Here is a 21,715-nt window from a genome sequence, read left to right on the forward strand (position 1 = left end):
CGGCGTTCCGGTCATCGGGGCTCGTGGTGACGAGCGGACCGACCGTAGACAGGGACACAGGGGAATTTCAAAGACGATCAGGGCCTCTGAGACTCATCCCACACTTTCACCAATTCGGACATACAGCCAGAAGAGGGACGTCAATCCCGTCCCGAATCGGGCTACTTGCCGTCCGTCCCGCCGGGCACCTTGAGCGTCTGACCAAGGACAAGGGCGTCCGGGTCGCCGCCGACGACCTTCTTGTTCGCGGAGTAGAGCGCCTGCCAGCCGCCGTCGACACCAAGGGAGTCGGCGATGGACTCCAGCGTGTCGCCCTCGTGGATGGTGTATGTGGTCGCGGAGGGCAGGGCGTGCCGCCCGGCGTTGTCCGCCTTCTGACCACCTGTCACGTCCTCGTCCGCGGTGCCGCCGCGGTGGCGGCCGCCGCCGGAGAGCGAGCCGGTGTCGACGAGGCTCCAGGAGCCGCCGTCCTGCCAGGCGTCGTCCGACGCCTCGGAGGCCGGGACGGAGTAGTCGCCGGAGGTGCCCGGGTCGTCGACCGCGGTGGAGGCGCCGGACTTGGCGCCCTTGTCCTGGCCGGAGCCCTTGGCGTCCGCGTCCTTGTCCTTGCCCTTGTCGTCGGACGGCTTGGCCGACGGGTCGGCGGAGGAGCCGGCCGAGGCCGAAGCGGAGGGCGAGTCCGAGGGCTTGGCCGACTCGGACGAGTCGGACTTACCGGCGGAATCCGATGCGGACGGCGAGGCGGTGTCCTTGCCGTCGGAGGAACCGGCGCTCGGGGACGCGGTGTCCGCGACGCCCGTGTCCACGTTCAGCGAGGCGGAGTCGGAGGTCAGACCGGCCGTCAGGGCGCAGGTCGCCCAGTGGGTGGTGCCCTGCTCGGCGAGGATCTTCTCGGCGACGGAGATCTGCTGGGAGCGGCTGGCCAGGTCGGCGGTGGCCGCGTACTGGCTGCCGCCGAACTTGTCCCAGTCGTCCTGCGAGATCTGGAGGCCGCCGTAGTAGCCGTTGCCGGTGTTGGCGCTCCAGGAGCCGCCGCTTTCACACTCGGCCACCTTGTCCCAGGTGGTGCCGTCGGCCGCGTGGGCGCTCGCCGCGCCGAGGAGCGGGATCGCGATGGCGGAGGTGGTCACACCGGCCGCGACGAGGAGCGCCGGAGCCTGGCGGGGGCGACGGTGACGACCGTTCCCGGAGAGCATACGGGGGCCTTTCGTACGACAGCAGTACGGCGTGGCGAGTGGTGCTCGGCGCCACACTGATGGGTGAACGTATAGGCAGACGATCGCTTGTCACAAGTTCATGCCGCACAGATCACGTGAAGATCACATCGTTGAGTGTCCGTCATGTTCCTGTTTGCCGGTGCGCGTTCCGTGGGTACAGGTGATGGACCTCGCATCCGGTCCACTCACTCGTGCGCCTGCCCGACCGGGGTGAACTCCACCGGGAGCGTGCGCAGTCCCCGCATGATGAGCCCGCCCCGCCAGCGCAGTTCGGCCGGTTCGACGGCGAGTCTCAGGTCGGGCAGGCGGGTGAAGAGGGTGGCCAGCGCGGCTTGTCCCTCCAGGCGGGCGAGCGGGGCGCCCAGGCAGTAGTGGATGCCGTGGCCGTATCCGAGGTGCTGGTTGTCGGCGCGGCCGAGGTCCAGCACGTCGGGGTCGGGGAACCGCGCGGGGTCGCGGTCCGCCGCCGCCAGCACCACCAGCACCGGGTCTCCGGCGGCGATCTCCTGCCCGCCGAGGGTGAGCGGCTCGGTGGCGAACCGCCAGGTGGCCAGCTCCACCGGGCCGTCGTAGCGCAGGAGTTCCTCCACGCCGGTCTGGAGCAGGCCGGTCTCCCCGGCGGCCAGGGAGCGCTGGAGTCGGGCGCGCTCCTCCGGGTGGGTGAGCAGGGCGAAGGTGCCGTTGCCGATGAGGTTGACGGTGGTCTCGAACCCGGCGAACAGCAGGATGAACGCCATGGCCGCGGCCTCGTTCTCGGTGAGGTGCTCACCGTGGTCCGAGGCGCGGATGAGGCCCGAGATCAGGTCCTCGCCGGGGGCGGGTTCGGCGGGCAGCGCGGCCCGCTTGCGGTGGATCAGCTCGGCCAGATAGCCGCGCATCTTCTTGACCGACCGCGCGACACCGCCCCGGGGGCCGCCGCCGTGACGGATCATCATGCCCGCCCAGTCCCGGAAGTCGTCCTGGTCCTCGCGGGGGACGCCGAGCAGGTCGCAGATGGCGTAGATGGGCAGCGGGAAGGCGAAGTCGTGGATGAGGTCGGCGGAACCCTTCGCGGCGAACGCCCCGATGAGGTCGTCCGTCAGCTGCTGCACCCGGGGTGCGAACTCGGCCACCCGGCGCGGGGTGAACGCCTTGCTGACCAGCCGGCGCAGCCGGGTGTGGTCCGGCGGGTCGATGTTCAGCAGGTGCGTCATCAGGTCCGCCTTGCGCTCGCCGGGGATGCCGGTCTTCCCCTTGGCGTGCGCGGGCTCGTCGTGATGCGCCGGGTTCTTGCTGAGCCGCGCGTCGGCGAGCGCCTGCCGGGCATCGGCGTACCGCGTGACCAGCCAGGCCTCCACCCCGCTGGGCAGCCTGGTCCGGTGCACGGGCGCGTGCTCGCGCAGCCAGGCGTAGGCGGGGTAGGGGTCGGTGGCGAACTCCCAGGTGAAGAGGTCGGGGGCGGGCTCGCCGGGACGGTCGGAGGAGGGCTGATCGGTCACAGGTCGACGGTATCCCGGGGGCGGGGAGGGACACCCGGCCAGGCTCCGGCCGGGCTCTCGCTAGGCGGCGCCTGAACCGTTCTCCTCCGCCGTACGTATCGCATCCCGGTAGACCCGTGCGGCCGCTCTCAGTGCCGTCTCGGGGTCGACCCCCTCGGACTCGGCGCGGGCGGCCAGGGCCAGGAGTTCGTAGCCGATGCCGTCGCCCTGGGGAAGGGGGACGTCCAGGTGGGCGGTGCGGGCGCGGGAGGCGAGCTTGGCGGCGAGGGCGAGGCCGGGCTGGCCGAGCGGGACTCCCTCGGTCACCGAGGTGCGCCGCTTCTCCTCGGCCTTGGTGCGCAGCCAGTGCTTCTTGACGTCCTCCGGGGTCTCGGCCGTCTCGTCGCCGAAGACGTGCGGATGGCGGTGGATGAGCTTGGTGACGATGCCCCCGGCGACGTCGTCGATGTCGAACGGGGCGTCCGGGTCCTCGGCGGCGATGCGGGAGTGGAAGACGACCTGGAGCAGCACGTCGCCCAGCTCCTCCCGCAGCTCCTCGCGGTCGCCCGCCTCGATCGCCTCGACGAGTTCGTACGCCTCCTCGATGCCGTACTTGGCCAGGCCCTCGTGGGTCTGCCGGGAGGACCAGGGGCACTCGGCGCGGATGCGGTCCATGACCTGCACGAGGTCGAGGAGCCGGGCGCCCGGCAGGTCGTAGGAGGCGGGCAGCAGCTCCAGGTCGGGCATCCGCGTCCGGCCGGAACCGGCCAGGCGGGCCAGCCCGTCGGTGAGGGCGGGCTCGCCCTCACCCGTGGCCACGACCACCACCGTGCGGCCGCCCGCGCAGGCGTCGACCAGCTCCCCGGCGGTCGGGGCCGCCTCCGACACCGCTATCCCGGCCTCCCGCAGATACGGCACCTGCGGGTGCGCGCCGTCGGCGCACAGCACGGCGTCCGCGGCGTGCAGGGCCTGCCAGGCGGGCCAGGACAGCAGGCCGGGCGCGACACGGTGGCTGGTGGTGAGCAGGACGATGCGGCCGGGGGCGGCTTCGGTGCTGGTTGCGTTCACGATCCGAACGTAACCCACGGTGCGGAAGGGCGTCGCGAGTTGTCCACAGGGGCCGGGAGCTCCTGTGATCGTAGGACCGCGGCCACCACCGCAGCCGCCGCGCGACGCCGGGCCGCCCAGGCCGTCCAGGCCGCCCGGCTCGCCCGGCTCGCCCGGCAGGCTAGGCCGACTGCGTCGCCGACGCGTCCCGCAGCCACGGCGTCCTGACGTCCACCCGGCTGCTCTTGTTCGCGTCCCAGGTGCCGTAGCGCGGGTTGACGTCGATGCGCAGCTGCTTCGACGCCTCGGACAGGGTCTTCCAGAAGGCGGGCTGGGTGGTGTCGGTGCCGAGCTTGGCGGCCAGCTTCTGGGCCTCGATCTGGAGGCGGAGGTTGTCGTCGAGGCGCTCGGGGGCGATGCCGTACTTCTGGAGCCAGGCCGCCTCCAGGCCCTTGGCGCCGCCCGCCTGCTGTTCGAGGCCGGAGCGCAGCTTCTGGACCTCCTTGCGGGAGACGGTGACGCCCGCGTCGTGCGCGGCCCGGGCCAGCACCTGGTCGAGGACCATGGTGTGCAGGGTGTCGCGGGTGAGGCTGCCGGTGGAGGCGAGGACCTGCTGGTACTGCGTCTCGTCGGGCGACGCGGCCCGCTGCGCCGCGCGCACCTCGTTCACCCGGCTCTCCAGCTGGGCGACGGTGATGCGCTGCCCGCCGACGACCGCCGCCGCGCCCGGGTGGGCGTCGCTCCCGCAGGCGGTGAGGAGGGGGGCCGCGGCGACGATCGCGGCGGAGAGGACGAACGCGGAGCGACGGCGGTGCAAGGGGACCTCCTGAGGAGTTTGTGCGGCGGTGCACAAGGTCTTGCGGTGATCGATGGTAGGCAGCCGATCTGCTCCGGCCAACCCATCGGACCAACGATTCACCACGAGTTCGGGCACCGCCGCGTCACTCCGGCGGGGGTGTCAGCCGGTGATGGCCACCGGCGCGTCCCAGGCGTCGCGGTCCACGGTGAGCGTGACGCCGCCGCGCGTCTCCTTGCTGTTCACCATGAACTGGTGGGCCCGGCTGTGGTCGGTGAACTGCTTCGCGCCCCAGGGCCAGTCGGTCGTGGTGGTGTTCTTCTGGTCCCACAGCGCGTACCAGAGGTTGCCCGGCAGGTCGGTCTTGTCGGTCGCGGTGGCGATCGCCTTGGCGCTGGAGCTGGTGAAGCCGTAGTAGCCCGCGCGGTAGATCTTGGCGCGCAGGCCCTTGTCGAAGGAGCGCACATAGGTGAGCACGGCGTCGTTGCACGCCTTGTTCGCCGTGTCGTACGGCTCCATGTCCAGGTAGATCGCGCTGCCCGCCTTCATCCCGAGCGCGGACGCCTTGGCCACGGCGTCCTTGGCGTCGGCCGCGCCGAGGGAGGCGGCGTTGGCGGCCGTCATCTTCTCGGGGTTGGAGCCGGTCTGGCAGGACGGCTGGGCGCCGACGTAGATCGGTATGAGCTTCCAGCCGAGCGCGCTGACCGACTTCACCCACGAGGCGGTCAGGTTGGGCTGGGCGCAGCCGCGGTTCTTGCCGCCCACGTAGACGGCGGCGGCGCCGTAGTAACCGGTGTGCCACGCCTTCATGGCGGACAGCGAGGGCGCGGTGCAGGTGTCGAAGGCCAGCCCCGTGAACGTCTTCTGCGCGGGCCAGGCCGTCGCGGCCATGGACGACGTGGCCGCCACTCCGGCTCCCGCCACGACGGCGGCGCCGGCCGTCGCCCACGCGATGTATCGGACCTTCTTCGACTGCCGGTGTCCGGCCATCCCCACCCCTGTGTACGAAACCGTGCACGAACCCGTGTACGAAACGAAAGGACGCGTCGGCGTCCGCAGCGTGCAACGTAATCGACGGCACGCCTGTGCGAGAAAACGGAAACCCCGCGATTGTCCATGATTTTTACCAGGACATGCCACGAGTCGGGAAAATGTCGGGGCGCCCGGGACATCTCCGCGGGCGGGAAGGCGCGTTCAGCCCCGCATCTGGCCCAGCCACTGCAGGGTGCGCCGGAGGTCGGCGGCCAGCGGGTGGCCCATGCCGTGCACCCGCTCCACGTCCATCAGCAGCCGCGCCAGCATGTCGTGCGCGGCCGGGCGGTCGCCGAGGGCGAGCAGCAGATGGCCGATGCGGCGGCGGACCTCGTGGGCGAGCTGGGGGTCGCCGGAGACGTACCGGTTCTCGTAGTACGGCAGCAGCGCGCGGTACTCCGCGAGCGCGGCCGCCGGTTCGCCCAGCTGCTCCAGGCACTGCGCGGCCTCGTAGCGGTGGCGCAGGGACTGCGGGTCGGCCTGCCCCGCCTCGGCGGCGCGTTCGTCGGCGAGGCGGCGCAGTTCGGGCAGCGCGCGCCGGTACTGACCGTCGTCCAGGAGCGTGGCCGCGTACTGCTTGCGCAGGGTGCGCACCACCGGGGAGTGCTCGCCGTGCTGGTCGGCGGCGGCGGGCAGGATCGCGCCGAGGATGTCGACGGCCTGGGTGATGCGCCCCTCCCCCAGCAGCCGCTTGACCTCGTCCACGGCCGCCGCCACGTCCGGCTTGTCGTCCATCGGCGGTGCCGGGGCGACCGGCGCGGGCTGCGGTGCCGGGATGCGGGCGCGGTCCGGCCAGGGGGCGTGCGGGCGCAGGAAGGGGCGCGTGGGGTCGAGCGGCGCACCGGTGGGGGTGCCGCGCGCGGGCAGCAGCGGCACCAGCTCCTCGTACACCTCCTGCGCGGAGGCGGGACGGTTCTGCGGGTCCTTCGCGAGCAGCCGCAGAACCAGCCGCTCCAGCGGCTCCGGCACCTCGGGGCGCAGCCTGCGCACCGGGAGCGGCGGCTCGTACAGATGCCGGTGCAGCACGCCGAGCGCGGTGGAACCGGCGAACGGCACCTCCCCGCTGAGCAGTTCGTGCAGCAGCACGCCGAGCGCGTACAGGTCGGTGTACGGGCCGACCGCGCCGCCCATCGCCTGCTCGGGCGCCATGTAGGCGGGCGAGCCGATCGGGGAGCCGGTGTGTGTGAGGCGGGTGGTGTCGGTGTCCATGACCGAGGCCACGCCCAGGTCGAGGACGGTGACCGTGCCGTCCTGCTTCACCATTACATTGCGCGGCTTGAGGTCGCGGTGCACGATCGGCACCGCGTGCACCGCGCTCAGCACGGCGCAGAGCTGCGCGGCGACCGTGGCCGCCCACTGCCACGGGTACGGGTCGTGCTCCGCGAGATGGTCGGAGAGGTCGGCGCCGTCCACGTATTGCATGACGAGGAACAGCTCGTCGCCCTCGCTGCCCGCGTCGTGCACGGTGACCAGACCGGGGTGGTCGACCTGCGCGGTCACCCGGCACTCGCGCAGGAACCGGCGGCGCAGCTCGTCCGCCTCCTGCCCGGCCACCCTGTCGGGGCGCAGCAGCTTCACCGCCACGCGCCGGTCGAGGCGCCGGTCGTACGCCGTCCAGACCTGGCCCATGCCGCCCTGGCCGATCAGCGTGGCCAGTTCGTACCGGTCCGCGACGACCCGTCCCTGTGTCACCGTCACCGTCCGTCCTCGCGGCCGTCGTGCTTGCGCAGATAGTCGCTCAGCTCGTCCAGTTCGGCGCGCACCTGGTCGATGTGGCTGGGCACCGGGCGCTGCTGCGGTGCCGGAACGGGCGGCGGGGGTACGGCGGTCGGGGGCACGGCGGTCGGGGGCATCGGGACCGGAGTGTACGGAGGCTGCGGCAGACCCGGTGCGCTCGTCGCGGTGAACGGCGGCGGCACGGGCCGCGCGTACGACGCGTAGCCCGGCATCATCGACAGCTGCCCGGCGTGGGCCTGGCGGAGGTGGCTGAAGTGGCGGATGTCCGCCTGGAGGTAATAAGCGGCGCAGGCAACGGCGTTCAGCAACAGGATGATCATGCCCGCGTTGCCGTTCGGGGTGCTGAAGTCCTTGGTGTTGTCGGTGCTGAGGAGGGCGAAGCTGACACAGAGGACCAGCACCGATCCCGCGAGGAACAGCCACTCGGCACGCCTGCGCGTCACGATCGCCGCGCGGAGCGGCGCCACCCACGCCAGGAATCCGATGCTGAGGAGCGCCACGGCCACGAAGAGCACCCGCAGCACGACCAGTACCCCGGTCGAGGGTGGCTGCGGGCTGGGCGGCGCGTAGCCGGAGCCGTGCATAGCTGCTCCTGGAAGCCTGTTGGGTGGACGACTTGTGTGCCGGATCCGAGCGTATAGGCCGCTGGTGACAACCGGTCCCGGGTCTACCGAACCGTTGTCCGGCCGATCGGCGCGGTACGGCGCCCCGGACGGTCTCAGTCCGGGGCCACCGTGCCGTCCGTGAGCCCGTCGTACATCCCGCGCACGAGCTGTTCCCCGAACCGGCTCGCGTGCCGCAGCGCCCGCTCGAACTCGTCCAGCGCCCGGAACCGCGCGCCGTAGCGCCGCTGTTCGTCCAGGGAGAGCCGGGGGAGCTGCAGCCGGCGGACGTCCAGGCGGGTCGCGGTGGAGGCGTAGCTGCTGGCCTGCCGGTTGTTGGCGCTTCCGCGCAGGAAACCGGCGAGGAACCAGGGGTCCAGTGCCGCGCGGTCGGGGCGCAGCAGCACGAGGTTGCGCCCGAGGACGGCGCCTCCCGTCGTCGCGTCGATCACGCGCGCCACCGAGCCGCCGCCCAGCACCGGCACGACGACGTCGCCCGGTTCGGTCAGCACCGCCTCCTCGCCGCTCTCGGGGAGCGTGCCCGAGGGCGCCGTGCCGGCGAGCACGTCGTGGTCGGTGAGCACGGGCACGCGCGCGTGGCCGCCGTTGCCCCCGGTGCGCAGCAACAGCGCGCCACCGCGCGCGAGTTCACCGACGGTGGTGAGCGGCCAGCGCGTGGGCGGGGCCGGGTCGGCGGGGGGCGGGGTGAGGTCGGCGGTCAGGCGCAGGGTCTCGCCGAGACGCTCGCGCACCGCCGTGAGCTGCTCCGCGCCGTCGGCACCGGCGTCCGGCGGCAGATGGCGCGCGGGGGCGAGGTCCACGTCGTCGTCGAGGAGTTCGATCACCGGCAGCGAACGGGCCAGCCCGGGCCGGTCCTCCAGCCGCCCCGCGCGCGTGAAGGCACGCCAGGCATCGAGGACGGCGTCCCGCACCGCCGCCCAGTCCGGGCCGCCCCGCCCCTCCCCGGCGAACCTGCCCGTGTCCATGAGCAGCACCTCGGGCGTCACCGGCGTACGGCCTGGCCGACGCAACACCCACACGTGCAACGGGATGTTGTACGGCGGCGCCGCACCGACCGGCAGCGCGATCACGGCACGCAGCACGCCCCGGCGCAGCAGGTCGGCGCGGATACGGCGCCCGGAACGGCGGGACGCGGCGGCCGGCGGCATCAGCAGCACCGCCGTGCCGTCGTCGGTGAGCCGCGCCAGCGCGTGCTGCACCCAGGCCAGCTCGGACTCGGTGCGCGCCGGGAAGCCGTACTCCCAGCGCGGGTCGTACGCCAGCTCGTCGTGCCCCCAGTTGCGCTCGTTGAACGGCGGGTGGCACAGCACGGCGTCGGCGCGCAGCTCCGGGAAGGCGTCGGCGCGCAGGGTGTCGCCGACCGCGGCGCGCACCGCTGCCCGCGAGTGCAGCGCGAGCCGCAGCGCGGTCACCGCGGCGAGGTCGGGGGCGCTGTCCTGGGCGTACAGCTCCTGGCCGGGGCGGACGTCCACGGCACGCAGCAGGGCGCCGGTGCCGCAGGCCGGGTCGAGGACCGTGCGGGCGGGTCCGGCGAGCTCGGCCATGAGTCCGGCGAGTTCGGTCGGTGTGAGCGTGTACTGCCGCGGGTTGGCGTCCAGTTGCCTGCCCAGGAGGAACTCGAAGGTCTGCCGCGCCCCGATCTCGGCGGCCAGCTCGGCGGCTCCGCGCAGGAGGGGGGCGGAGGGGAGGAGTTGGGGGCCGGTGGGGGGGCGGAGGGCCGAGGTGGGGGAGGCGGGGGGTGCGGCGGACGCGGGGGCGGGGGCGGTGGGCGCGGGTGCCGTGGTCGGCGGGGCGGGACTGGTGGACGCGGGGTTCACCGTGGGTGCCGTACCTGGTGTGTTCACACCGGGGGACGGGGTGCCTGCGTTCACACCCTCGGGCGATGGGCCCGTGTTCACGCCTGGCGTCGCCGGGCCGGTGTTCACACCGGACGTCGCGTGCGCCGGGTTCACACCACCGGCAGCGGATGCGGCGTTCACATCTTGTGTGCCGAGGACGGGATTCACACCCTGCGCGCCGTGCGCGGCGTTCACAGCCCCCGCCCCACGGGCGCTGTTCACCCTCGCCCCACCGCTCGCGGGCCGGCCGCTGTGAACGGTGCGATCCGGCGCTCCGCCGAAGCGCGGGGTCAGCACCCGCTTCAGCGCCTCCGGCAGCATCGCGGCCAGGCGCTCGTCCGAACCGGCGCTGACATCGAGCCAGACGGTGGGGCGCTCGTGGATCAGCAGCAGCACACAGCCCGCGTGCACCAGTGCCGTCAGCGGTCCCTCGGGGTGCCCGGCGAGCTGCTGCCAGACCCGCTCGCGCAGCGGGACCTCGGCGAGTTTGCCCTGTTTGCGCAGCCAGGTCTCGACCTCGGCGAGGGCGAACGACGGGCTGGTCTCGGTGCCGCCGACCGGCTTCGGGAAGTCGGCGTGCCGGCGGCGCCAGTTGCTGACGGCGGCACGGCCCACCCCGGCGAGCCGCGCGATCCCGGCCGCGGTCACCTCTGTCGCGTTGTCCTGCACCCGCCGCGCTCCCCTCGTCCGTGTGTGTGCCGAGCATAGCCGTGTACGCAAGATCCACGCCTTCACAGGCGTGTACAACTCCAGTTCTGTGAACCGTGTTGACTCGGTTCACAGGCTCTGCTCTTATTGACCCAGCGAACGAGCGGCCACCGGAAGGGGGCGGCCGCCGCTTGGGGGAGGGATTCGCCATGGGCATGAAGGGCAAGATCGCACTGAGCGCCGTCGTGGGGATCGTCGTCATCGGTGTCGTGTCCGCGAACGCCGGCAACGACGGCAAGGGCGGCGGCTCGGGCAGCGGCGACGCGGCCTCTTCGGCCTCCGCCGGGCACACGCCCGGCGGGAAGAAGAGCGCGGGGGGCGCCGGGGCGGCGAAGAAGAAGGCCGCCTTCGACGGGGACGGCGACTACCGGGTCGGCTCCGACGTGAAGCCCGGTACGTATCGCACGCGCGGCAACACCGACGGCATGTGCTATTGGGAGCGCGCCAAGGACGCCAAGGGCGAAGTCGACTCGCTGCTGGCCAACGACAACGTCACCGGCACGAGTTACGTCACCGTCAAGGCCACCGACAGACTCTTCAAGTCCAGCGGCTGCAAGGACTGGGAGGCCGTCGACCCGAAGGCGAAGGGCACGCCCGCCTCTTCCATGGACGGCGACGGGGGCATGTTCAAGGTCGGCACCGACATCGCGCCGGGCACCTACCGGTCCACCGGAAACGGCGCCGACGCCAACTGCTACTGGGAGCGCACCAGGGACGCCGTGCACGGCGTGGACTCGATCGTCGCGAACGACAACGCGACCGGCGCGGCCGTCGTCACGATCAGCCCGTCGGACGCCTACTTCAAGACGACCGGCTGCGGCGACTGGAAGAAGACGTCCTGACCGAGCGCGCCCCGGCGCCTCCGTCGACCCGAACACCCGGTACCGCGCCCGGCACCCCGCCGGGCGCGCCCCGGCCGGCGGCCCGCGAACACGCCGCACCCGCCGCTCCCACCGCACCGGCATCACGGCCCCCGGACTCGCGCCCGCGCCCGCGCCGGTACCCAGGAACCACCCCGCGCCACCTCCGAGAGCGCTTTGGCCTCCCTTTGGGGATCGCGTGATCTTCACGTGACCAGAAGTGCATACCGTACATAATCGCCATCACTCGAACAGGAATCCGATGCGTCTCCCGTCCCGTGCCGTCATGCTGATCGCCACCGCGGCACTCCCGCTGGCTCTGTCCGCGTGCTCCTCCGGTTCGTCGTCCGACTCCGGCACCGCCGCGGGCGCCAAGCCCGCCGGAGCCGCCAAGGCGAAGGACCCCAACGCCGGTCTCCTCAACGGCACTCGGCTGAAGGAGTCGCTGGCGCCCGCGTCGGCCTTCCCGTCCGGGATGACCCTGGAGGCCGACGGCGCCGCGGACAGCGGCGCCGAGTTCCTGTCCCCGTCAGCCCGGAAGACCGCCAAGCCGGACTGCGCCGACCTGGAGATCACATCCTGGATCCAGACAACCGGCTACAAGGGCGGCGTCTCCTTCGCGCAGAACGACTACGCCAACTCGGAGAAGACCGAGTCGGTCGCCCAGGAGGTCGACGCGTTCCAGGGCACCACCGCGCAGGACGTGATGAAGCAACTGCCGTCCGTCGCCACCGAGTGCGCCACGTTCACGGACACCGACATGCACGCCACGGTGAAGGTCACGGGCGCGCCCATGGCCGGGCTCGGTGACGAGGCGTACGCGATGACGCTGACGAGCGGCACGTGGCAGAACGGCCAGACCCTGATCGCCGCCCGTTCCGGCAACTCCGTCGTCACCGTGATGTCCACGGCGGGCACCGACAACGGCGCCGCGTCCGCGAAGAAGGTGACGACGACGATCCTGTCGGCACTGAAGTAGAACACCGGTGCCCGGGCGACAGGCCCGGGCACCGGTGTTCCCCCGTTCCCTCCCCCATTCCCTCCCCCGTTTCGTTCCCGTGAAGGATGCCGATGCGCCCGACGTCCCGCCCGGCCGGCAGGTCGGCCGCGGAAGAAACCGCTCCGCGGGGCCGCGCGGTGCCCGGAACCGCGGCGCGTGCCGCGCTCGCCCTCGTACTGCTGGCCGGCTTCTACCTCCTGGCCGTGCTCATCCTGGCCGCGGTGGCGGCCCTGGACGTGATCCTGACCCGGAGACCGGGCTTCACGATCGTCACGCTCGAGGGATACCTCGGTTCCGCGGCGATCGCCTGGTGCGTGGTGCGCGTCGTCGTGCTCAGCCGTGGCCGCCCGGACGGGCGGGAGGAGATCCCCGGCGTGTCGCTGACGCCGCAGGAGCAGCCGGAGCTGTGGGAGCGGGTGCGCGACCTGGCCGAGCGGGTGGGCACACGGCCGCCCGCCCGGATACAGGTGGTCCCGGGTGCGGTGGCCATGGTGCAGGAGGACGCCCGGTGGCTCGGGCTGGTCGCGGGCGAACGGCGGCTCTTCCTCGGTGCGGCGCTGCTGATCGGCCTGCCGGAGGACGAACTGGACGCCGTGCTCGGGCACGAACTGGGACACTACGCGCACCACGACACCCGGCTCGCCAACCTGGTGTGGGCGCTGCGCAGCCGACTGCTGCACACCGTGCGCACGCTGCAGGAACGGGCCGCGGATGATGAGGCCGAGCAGAAGAAGGCGTTCGCCACGCGGGCCGCGCGACGCCGGGCGGCGGGCAGGACACCGGCGGTGCGACGGGAGCCCAAGCGGGGCCCGGACCACTACCTGGCCATCGTCTTCCGCGCCTACGCCCAGCTGTGTCTGCGCCTGACCGAGGCCGTCAGCCGCCGGGAGGAGTACGCGGCCGACCTGGCCGCCGCCCGGGTCGCCGGACGGGACGTCACCGCCGCCGCGCTGCGCCGCATCCCCGTGCTCGACGCGGCGGACGACCTCTGTCGGCACTCCTACGTCCTGATGGGCTGGCAGGCCGGACTGCTGCCGCCGGAGGGACAGTTCCACGGCGGCCTCGCCCTCCTGCTCGCGGACGGCACACGCCGTGCCGAACTGGAGGCACTGGCCCGGGAACCACTGCCGGAGGAGGAATCCCGGGAGCGGTCTCCGTACGACTCCCATCCGCCCACGGCCGACCGCATCGCGGTGCTGGAGGCGCTGCCCGACGACGGCCGCGGCACCCCGTTCGTACGGCGCCCCGCGTCCGCGCTGCTCCGGGAGCCGGACGCCGTGCTGGCCGCACTGGAGCGGGCCGTACTGAGCCGCGAGGTGTTGGCCATGCGGCGAGTGCCCTGGGCCGAACTGCCGTCGCAGACGCGGCGGGAGAACTGGGCGCGGGAGGCGGATCCGCTGCTGCTGGCCGTCACCGAGGTGGCCGCGGCGAGAGGCGTCGCCACCTACGCGGCCACCCGCCTCGACATCCTGCTGGACCTCCTCGACCTGGGCCTGCTGCACGAGGTCGCGGAGCGGCTGCCCCTGTCGGAACAGGCGGCCCGGAGCAAGGGCCGTGCGAGGCGCGAGTTCGCCAGGACGGCCTTCCGCTCGGCCCTGCACCACCTGGCCCTGCTCACCGCGCTGGACGCGGGGCTGTGCCGGTGGGAGCTGTGCTGGGCGGGGCCCCCGGTACAGGAGCAGACACCCCACGGGTTCGCCGAGGCGCTGGAGGAGGCCCTGGACCACGCGTCCGCCGACCGGCCCCACACGGCACCGCTGCGTGCGCTGCTGTCCGTCGGCGCCCACTTCCCGTCCGCCCACGCGACACCCCCTCCTCCCGGCCTGTCCTGGCCCTCGTCCCCCAACCCGCCCTGGCCGCCGCTCCATACTCCGGCCTGACAGCCTCCCGCTCCCCTCCCCCTACGGCCTCCTCGATCACCCCTTCCAGGCGGCCCCGAATCGGAAAGACCCGGTATGAGCGTCCTGATCGACATAGCCGGTGCCGGCATCCTCGCCTACGCGGCCGTCACCATCCCCCGCAACGCCCGCAAGGCGCGCGCCGCCCGGGCCGAGGCGAAGGCCAAGGCACCGGTGAACATCGACCCCGCCAAGTACGGGCTGGTGCCCGCCGCGCAGCTCGACGCCTCCTACGCGGGCCCCGACCCGGAGGCCGACGCGGTCGCGCAGGCCGCGCTCGCCGGCGACTGGCGGCAGGCCGCCGCCTACCTGGCCGGGGCGGGCCGCGACTGGGACCTGCGGTGGTACCGGCTCGGCATCCTCGTGCACGCCGCCGCCGAGGACGACACCTGGCTCGAGGCGTGGCGCGCCGAGTACCCCGGCGATCCGTCCGCCGCGCTCGTGCACGCCGACGCGCTCATCACGCTCGCGGGCAAGGTCCGCGGCGCGAAGCAGGCCCAGCACACCACGGCCGAGCAGTTCGAGGGCTTCCACCGGCTGCTGGCCGAGGCGCTGCCCGCCTGCCAGGAGGCCGCGCGGATGGCGCCCGAGGACCCGAGCCCGTGGATCGCGCAGATCACCATCGCCCTGGGGCTCGGCTGGTCGCACGAGGACTTCCGGGCGCTGTGGGCCGAGATCACCGCGCGCGACCCCCACCACTTCGGCGCCCATGTCAGCGCCCTGCAGTACTGGTGCGCCAAGTGGCGCGGCTCACACGAGCTGATGTACGCGTTCGCCGAACAGGCCGCGGTCAACGCCCCGCGGGGCAGCCTGCTCCCCGTGCTGCGCCTGTACGCGCTGATGGAGCACGCGTTCCGGGACTCGAAGGCGCCCGTGTACAACCAGCCGTTCGTGCAGCCGACCCTGGACGCCACCCTGGACGCCGTGGACCTGACGCCCGCCGGACACCACCGGCTGCCGCTGGTCCGGCATCTGCTGGCGGACACCCTGTTCCAGACGAAGCGGTACGCGGACGCCGTCGAACAGTTCCGGGCGGTCGGCGGTTACGTCGGCAGCGTGCCGTGGACGTACTCCGGCAAGCCGGTCAAGGCCTTCGTCTTCGCCCGTACCAACACCTTCGTCGCCTGGGAGAAGGCCGGCTGCCCCGCCCCCGCACCGCGCGGCCAAGCGACCGGGAGCTGACCTCCGGCAGCCTCGGCGGTCCCGGCGGTCCCGGTGGGCCGCTGGGCCGCTGGGCCGCTGGGCCGCTGGGCCGCTGGGCCGCTGGGCCGCTGGGCTCAGTGAGCCTTGAAGCGTGACGGCGCCTTCGTCGGGTTGCCGCCGGTGGGGAGTTTCTGGCCGGGGCAGGTCGTCAGGACCTCTTTCATGGCGGACTTCTCGGCGGAGGTGACCCACAGGCCGTACTTCTTCTTGACGGCGACCTGGGCGGCGACGTAGGCGCAGCGGTAGGACTTGTCCGGCGGTACCCAGGTGGCCGTGTCGCCGTCGCCCTTGCCGCGGTTGGTGCTCGCGTCGACCGCCAGGAGGTTGAGCGGGTCGTTGGCGAGGGCTATGCGCTTGCTGGGCTCCCAGTACTTGGCGCCCTTCTGCCAGGCGTCGGAGAGGGCGACGACGTGGTCGATGTCGACCAGGCTGCGTCCTCGCCGGTAGGTGACGGTCTTGCCGGAGTAGGGGTCGGGCTTCAGTACGCCGAAGGTCACCCTGCACGTGCCTCCGCTGAACTTCACCTCCTTCAGATCGCGCTTGAGGATGTCGTCACGGGTGTCGCAGGAGTTGGAGTCGGTGTCCGCCCAGGCGCTGCCGAAGCGGTCGCGGGAGTAACCGGTCTTCGGTGCGCGGCCCTTGACGGGGAGTGCCTCGGCGGCGCTCAGGGCGGCGCCGGTGGCACCGGTCTCCTCGGGGCCGGAGGAGCCCTTGGTCCGGTCGGTCCGGCATCCGGTCACGGCGGCCGTCATGACCACGGCGACGATCGCCCCGCCCCACAAGCGCCTCACGGTGCGCCCCCCTCGTTCGCGCCTGCCCGTCCACCGGTGCGGACGGATCGATCCGTCCTCCACCGTAGCCGCCGGACGTCGGCCTACGAACAGGAACCAAAGGGGCGTTCAGGGGCATCGGGTGCATCAGGGGCTCATGCTCTTTCCGGCCTCCACGAGTTCGCGCGCCTCGTTCACACTTTGCCTATCCCCAGGGTCGACTCCGAGGGGAGCAGCCCGGAGGAGAGGACGGCGACCCAGTGGTCGCCCAGCAGGTCGGCCAGGCGGTCGGCGGCGGGCGCGCCCAGCGCCTGCCACGGGGTGACGGCGAGCCGGTCGGTGTGCTCCTCGACGCGGCGGCGCAGGGCGCGACCCGCGTCCGTGGCCGTGCCGTCCGGTTCCACCAGGCCGCGCCCGGCGAGGCGTTCGCGCGCGGCCTTCCATTCCCCGGGGCTCCAGCCACGGCTCGCGAAGCGTTCCACGGACGCGGCGCCTATCGCCGCGAAGGACACCAGCGACTCGACCGGATCGAGACCGGCGACGAGGAGGGCGGCCAGATGGCCGTCGCCCCGGTGCTCGCGCAGGATCGTGGCCGCGTGCCACAACTGGAGGTGCGGGGGCTCGGGCCAGGGCAGTTCGGCGTTGGCGGCGGCGAGGGGGCGGCCCTCCACACCCACCGCCTCGGCGACCTGCCGGGCGAGCGCGGCGGCCTCGGCCAGCTCCGGGCCGTCGACCCGGTCGCCGAGGACGGCCCGGTAGGCGCCGTCCATGCCGCGCAGACGGGCGGCCAGCACCTCGTCCGGAGTGGCGACGTCCCACACGCCGTCCATGTGCCGGGCGACCATGCGGGGACTGAAGCTGTAGAACGCGGAGGTCACCCGCTCGGCGCCGACCGGGCCCAAGGGGGCCGCGCGCAGCGGGAAGTAGCTCGGCCAGCGGTCCCCGGCGCCGTACCCGAGCGCCGCCGATTCCCGCTCGACCTCGGGTGCGTAATAGAGCAGTGCGTGGAACGGTTCCAGCAGGTGCCAGAGCTGGCGTGCGCGTGCCGTCCCCACGGTTTCCTCGGACATGCCGTGACTCCTCCCCCGTACGCGACCCGGACGGGCCGCCCCGAACTTGACACTGTCCAGATTGCCGGGGTGGGCGAAACTTGTCAATGACTAGATCGGGCGTACTCTGGTACGCATGAGTTCCTCGAAGCCGGCGTCCGCCGAGCGGCGTTCGTCGTATCACCACGGCGATCTGCGGCGCGCCGTGCTCACCGCCGCGCTCGACGCCATCGCCACCGACGGCCCCGCCGGGCTGAGTCTGCGCGACCTCGCCCGCCGGGCAGGTGTCTCGCACGCCGCGCCCGCGCACCACTTCAAGGACCGGACCGGGCTGCTCACCGCCATCGCGGCGGAGGGGTTCGGGCTGCTGGCCGAGGCCCTGCGGGAGGCGCCGGACCTGCGGGAGGCGGGCGTGCGCTACGTCCGCTTCGCCCGCGAACACCCCGCTCACTTCCAGGTGATGTTCTCCCCGGAGCTGCTGCGCGCCGACGATCTCGAACTGACCACCGCCCGCACCCTGGCCGCCGACGCGCTGAGCGCGGTCGTCGCCGCCGTGGACCCCGGCGACCGGGGTCCTGACGCCCGCCTCGCCGGCATCGCCGCCTGGTCCCTGGCCCACGGCTTCGCCACCCTGCTCCTCGGCCACAACCTCGACGGACCGGTGGGCGGCCAGGACCCCGAGGAGGTGTTCCACGCGCTCACGGCGATGCTGTTCCACTCGGCGGACGAGGAACGGCCCGACCCCGCGTCCGGCGAAAACCGGGCCGCGAGCGACCGGCCCGCGAGCGACCGGCCCGCCGGCGACCGAGCCGCCGGAGGCTGACCCGCCATGAGCTGACAGCCCCGCCCACCACGGCAACGGGCGCGGCAACGGGCGCGCCCCCAGAGGGAGACGCGCCCGCCGTCAGAGCCGTAGCGCCCTCACGACCCCAGGATCGCCGCCAGGAACTCCCCCACCCAGCCCAGCAGTTCGCGCCCGACCAGCGGCTTGCCGCCGACCTTCGCGGTCTTGGGGCGCGGGACCAGCACCTGGTGCGCGTTCGCCTTGACGAGCGAACCCGGGTACAGCCGCTTCAGCCGCAGCTCCTGCGACTCGCGCAACTCCACCGGCGCGAAGCGGATGTTGTTGCCCTGGAGGACGATCTCGCCCACCCCGCAGGCCCGCGCGAGCATCCGCAGCCCGGCGACCAGCAGCAGGTTCTCCACCGGCTCGGGCAACTTGCCGTAGCGGTCGGTGAGTTCCTCGCGGACGGCCTTGATGTCCTCCTCCGAGTTGGCGGCGGCGATGGCCCGGTACGCCTGGAGGCGCAGCCCCTCGCCGGGGGCGTAGTCGTGCGGGACGTGCGCGTCGACCGGCAGCTCGATCTTGACCTCGAGCGGCGGCTCCTCCTCGATCTCGCCGGTCTCCAGCTGGCGCCGGTAGTCCGCGACCGCCTCGCCGACCATGCGGACGTACAGGTCGAAGCCGACGCCCGCGATGTGTCCGGACTGCTCGCCGCCGAGCAGGTTGCCCGCGCCGCGGATCTCCAGGTCCTTCATGGCGACGTACATGCCCGCGCCCATCTCGGTGTGCTGGGCGATGGTGGCGAGGCGTTCGTGGGCGGTCTCGGTGAGCGGCTTCTCCGGCGGGTACAGGAAGTACGCGTACCCACGCTCGCGGCCGCGGCCCACACGGCCGCGCAACTGGTGCAGCTGGGACAGGCCGAAGTTGTCGCCGCGCTCCACGATGAGCGTGTTGGCGTTGGAGATGTCGATGCCGGACTCCACGATCGTGGTGGAGACCAGGACGTCGAACTTCTTCTCCCAGAAGTCCACCACGACCTGTTCCAGAGCCTGTTCGGACATCTGGCCGTGGGCCGTGGCGATCCGCGCCTCGGGGACGATCTCGCGCAGCCGGGCGGCGGCGCGGTCGATGGACTCGACGCGGTTGTGGATGTAGAAGACCTGGCCCTCGCGCAGCAGTTCACGGCGGATGGCGGCGCCGATCTGCTTCTCCTCGTACGGTCCGACGAAGGTGAGGACCGGGTGGCGCTCCTCGGGCGGGGTGGTGATCGTGGACATCTCGCGGATGCCGGTGACCGCCATCTCCAACGTCCTGGGGATCGGGGTCGCGGACATGGTGAGCACGTCCACGTTGGCGCGGAGCTTCTTCAGCTGCTCCTTGTGCTCGACTCCGAAGCGCTGCTCCTCGTCGACGATGACCAGGCCGAGGTCCTTGAACTTGGTCTCGGAGGAGAACAGCCGGTGGGTGCCGATCACCACGTCCACCGAGCCGTCCTTCAGGCCCTCCAGGACGGCCTTGGCCTCGGCGTCGGTCTGGAAGCGGGACAGGGCGCGCACGTTGACCGGGAACTGCGAGTACCGCTCGGAGAAGGTGCCGAAGTGCTGCTGCACCAGCAGGGTCGTGGGGACGAGCACGGCGACCTGCTTGCCGTCCTGGACGGCCTTGAAGGCGGCGCGAACCGCGATCTCGGTCTTGCCGTAGCCCACGTCGCCGCAGATCAGGCGGTCCATGGGGACCGTCTTCTCCATGTCCTCCTTGACCTCGGCGATGGTGGTGAGCTGGTCGGGGGTCTCCGCGTACGGGAAGGCGTCCTCCAGCTCGCGCTGCCAGGGCGTGTCGCCGCCGAAGGCGTGGCCGGGGGCGGCCATGCGCGCGCTGTAGAGCTTGATCAGGTCGGCGGCGATCTCCTTGACGGCCTTCTTGGCGCGCGCCTTGGTCTTCGTCCAGTCGGCGCCGCCCAGGCGGTGCAGGGTGGGGGCCTCGCCGCCGACGTACTTGGTGATCTGCTCCAGCTGGTCGGTCGGGATGTAGAGGCGGTCGCCGGGCTGGCCGCGCTTGGCGGGCGCGTACTCCACGACCAGGTACTCGCGGGTGGCGCCCTGGACGGTGCGCTGCACCATCTCGATGTAGCGGCCGACGCCGTGCTGTTCGTGGACGATGTAGTCGCCCGTCTCCAGGGTGAGCGGGTCGATGGTCTTGCGGCGGCGCGCGGGCATACGGGTGCCGTCGCGGCCCGCGGCCTTCTGGCCGGTCAGGTCGGTCTCGGTGAGGACGGCGAGCCCGAGTGCCGGGTCCACGAAGCCGTTGTCGATCGAGCCGCAGGAGACGTGCACCAGGGACGGGCTCAGCTCGCCGAGGTCCTGGTCGAGGCGGGCCGGGATGCCCTCGCCGCCGAGCACCTCGGTCGTACGGGCGGCCGGGCCGTGGCCCTCGGTGACGAAGACCGTGCGCCAGCCGTCGGCCAGCCAGCCCTTGGTGTCGGCCAGGGCGCGCGCGGTGTCGCCCCGATACGCCTCGGGGGCGCGCATCCCGAGCTTGAGCGTGTCGCCGTCCAGGTCCTCGTCGGCGGCGAACGGCGAGACGGACCACCACATCATGTCCAGCTCGCGCGCGCGGTCGCGCACGTCCGCGATGGACCACAGGGAGGCCGCGCCCACGTCGATGGGCGCCTCTCCGCCGCCCGCGCTGGCCGCCCAGGACGCCTGGAGGAACTCCTGGGAGGTGGCGACGAGGTCGGCGGCGCGCGTACGGACCCGCTCCGGGTCGCAGACGACGGTCATGGCGCCCTTGGGCAGGACGTCGATGAGCAGTTCCATGTCGTCGACCAGGACCGGCGCCAGGGACTCCATGCCCTCGACGGCGATGCCCTCGGCGATCTTGCCGAGCAGTTCGCCCAGCTCGGGGTGGTCCTCGGCGAGCGCACGCGCGCGGGCGCGTACGTCCTCGGTGAGCAGCAGCTCGCGGCAGGGCGGGGCCCACAGGCCGTGCTCGGCGACCTCCAGGGAGCGCTGGTCGGCGACCTTGAAGTAGCGGATCTCCTCGACGTCGTCGCCCCAGAACTCGACGCGCAGGGGGTGTTCCTCGGTGGGCGGGAAGACATCGAGGATGCCGCCTCGTACGGCGAACTCGCCGCGCTTCTCCACCAGCTCCACGCGCGCGTACGCCGCTGCCGCGAGGGCCTCCACGATCTCGTTGAGGTCGGCGGTCTGTCCGGTGCTCAGGGATACGGGTTCCAGGTCGCCCAGGCCCTTGACCTGCGGCTGGAGCACGGAGCGGACCGGTGCCACGACGACGGAGATGGGGCCGGTCTCGGGGTCGTCGGGGCGGGGGTGGGACAGGCGGCGCAGGACGGCCAGGCGGCGGCCCACGGTGTCGCTGCGCGGGCTGAGGCGTTCGTGCGGGAGCGTCTCCCAGGAGGGGTACTCGACCACGCCCTCCGGGGGCAGCAGGGAGCGCAGCGCGGCCGTCAGGTCCTCCGCCTCCCGGCCGGTCGCCGTCACGGCGAGCACCGGGCGGCCGGCCTCGCGGGCGAGGGCGGCGATGGCGAAGGGGCGGGCGGCGGGGGGACCCACGAGGTCCACGTGCGTGCGGTTGCCGTCCGCGGCCGCCGTGGTCGCTTCCGCGAGGGCGGGGTCCTTGACTACTGCGTCCAGCAGACCGTGCAGGCTCATGCGAGGGGCTTTCCGTCCAGGGAGT

16 protein-coding genes are annotated in these 21,715 nt (G+C 72.7%); 5 read left to right on the forward strand and 11 right to left on the reverse strand.

Features of this window, described 5'->3' with window-relative positions; all coding sequences use genetic code 11:
* Window positions 1-161: 161 nt before the first annotated feature.
* From AB0E91_RS14555 to AB0E91_RS14590, 8 genes are all read right to left on the reverse strand, one after another.
* Entirely contained in the window at window positions 162-1,196 is a 1,035-nt protein-coding gene (locus AB0E91_RS14555; RefSeq protein ID WP_361780345.1) for a transglycosylase family protein, read from the reverse strand.
* 206 nt (window positions 1,197-1,402) lie between these two features.
* Window positions 1,403-2,695 carry a cytochrome P450 gene (locus AB0E91_RS14560; protein ID WP_361780348.1) on the reverse strand — a complete coding sequence of 431 codons (1,293 nt, stop codon included), beginning with the start codon at window positions 2,693-2,695 and terminating at the stop codon, window positions 1,403-1,405.
* A 60-nt stretch (window positions 2,696-2,755) separates the two neighbouring features.
* Complete coding sequence (locus tag AB0E91_RS14565; RefSeq protein ID WP_361780351.1) at window positions 2,756-3,742, reverse strand: nucleoside triphosphate pyrophosphohydrolase; 987 nt, start codon at window positions 3,740-3,742, stop codon at window positions 2,756-2,758.
* Between the two features lie 160 nt (window positions 3,743-3,902).
* Window positions 3,903-4,538: a SurA N-terminal domain-containing protein gene (locus tag AB0E91_RS14570; protein WP_361780354.1), complete on the reverse strand. Its 636-nt coding sequence runs from the start codon at window positions 4,536-4,538 to the stop codon at window positions 3,903-3,905.
* Between the two features lie 141 nt (window positions 4,539-4,679).
* Window positions 4,680-5,507: a glycoside hydrolase domain-containing protein gene (locus tag AB0E91_RS14575; protein ID WP_361780357.1), complete on the reverse strand. Its 828-nt coding sequence runs from the start codon at window positions 5,505-5,507 to the stop codon at window positions 4,680-4,682.
* Window positions 5,508-5,711: 204 nt separating this feature from the next.
* Entirely contained in the window at window positions 5,712-7,205 is a 1,494-nt protein-coding gene (locus tag AB0E91_RS14580) for a serine/threonine-protein kinase (protein WP_361781299.1), read from the reverse strand.
* Window positions 7,206-7,243: 38 nt separating this feature from the next.
* A complete protein-coding gene (locus AB0E91_RS14585) occupies window positions 7,244-7,870 on the reverse strand; it encodes a hypothetical protein (RefSeq protein ID WP_361780360.1) in 627 nt (208 codons plus the stop codon).
* Window positions 7,871-8,004: 134 nt separating this feature from the next.
* Window positions 8,005-10,416 (reverse strand): N-6 DNA methylase, encoded by a 2,412-nt coding sequence (locus tag AB0E91_RS14590; protein WP_361780363.1) that lies wholly within the window; start codon window positions 10,414-10,416, stop codon window positions 8,005-8,007.
* Window positions 10,417-10,604: 188 nt separating this feature from the next.
* Here AB0E91_RS14590 and AB0E91_RS14595 point away from each other — a divergent pair, with 188 nt between their 5' ends.
* The 4 genes from AB0E91_RS14595 to AB0E91_RS14610 all read left to right on the forward strand — a co-directional run bounded on the left by AB0E91_RS14595 (window position 10,605) and on the right by AB0E91_RS14610 (window position 15,395).
* Window positions 10,605-11,297 (forward strand): hypothetical protein, encoded by a 693-nt coding sequence (locus tag AB0E91_RS14595; protein WP_361781302.1) that lies wholly within the window; start codon window positions 10,605-10,607, stop codon window positions 11,295-11,297.
* Window positions 11,298-11,577: 280 nt separating this feature from the next.
* The gene (locus AB0E91_RS14600; RefSeq protein ID WP_361780366.1) at window positions 11,578-12,294 is read left to right on the forward strand and encodes a hypothetical protein; all 717 of its coding nucleotides are present in this window, start codon (window positions 11,578-11,580) and stop codon (window positions 12,292-12,294) included.
* Between the two features lie 158 nt (window positions 12,295-12,452).
* Window positions 12,453-14,195: a M48 family metalloprotease gene (locus AB0E91_RS14605; protein ID WP_361780369.1), complete on the forward strand. Its 1,743-nt coding sequence runs from the start codon at window positions 12,453-12,455 to the stop codon at window positions 14,193-14,195.
* A gap of 75 nt (window positions 14,196-14,270) precedes the next feature.
* Entirely contained in the window at window positions 14,271-15,395 is a 1,125-nt protein-coding gene (locus AB0E91_RS14610) for a hypothetical protein (protein WP_361780372.1), read from the forward strand.
* A 95-nt stretch (window positions 15,396-15,490) separates the two neighbouring features.
* Here AB0E91_RS14610 and AB0E91_RS14615 read toward each other — a convergent pair whose 3' ends face one another.
* Window positions 15,491-16,207 (reverse strand): HNH endonuclease family protein, encoded by a 717-nt coding sequence (locus AB0E91_RS14615; protein WP_361780375.1) that lies wholly within the window; start codon window positions 16,205-16,207, stop codon window positions 15,491-15,493.
* 173 nt (window positions 16,208-16,380) lie between these two features.
* Window positions 16,381-17,256: a hypothetical protein gene (locus AB0E91_RS14620; RefSeq protein ID WP_361780378.1), complete on the reverse strand. Its 876-nt coding sequence runs from the start codon at window positions 17,254-17,256 to the stop codon at window positions 16,381-16,383.
* Window positions 17,257-17,371: 115 nt separating this feature from the next.
* On the opposite strand from AB0E91_RS14620, the gene AB0E91_RS14625 reads away from it, so the two are divergent.
* Complete coding sequence (locus tag AB0E91_RS14625) at window positions 17,372-18,058, forward strand: TetR/AcrR family transcriptional regulator (RefSeq protein WP_361780381.1); 687 nt, start codon at window positions 17,372-17,374, stop codon at window positions 18,056-18,058.
* A 98-nt stretch (window positions 18,059-18,156) separates the two neighbouring features.
* Here the strand turns inward: AB0E91_RS14625 and mfd are convergent, their stop codons facing one another.
* Complete coding sequence (mfd, locus tag AB0E91_RS14630) at window positions 18,157-21,690, reverse strand: transcription-repair coupling factor (protein WP_361780384.1); 3,534 nt, start codon at window positions 21,688-21,690, stop codon at window positions 18,157-18,159.
* Window positions 21,691-21,715 lie beyond the last annotated feature (25 nt).

Origin of the sequence: Streptomyces sp. NPDC026659, from assembly GCF_040638245.1 — a bacterium.
In the GTDB taxonomy this organism is placed as follows: Bacteria; Actinomycetota; Actinomycetes; order Streptomycetales; family Streptomycetaceae; genus Streptomyces.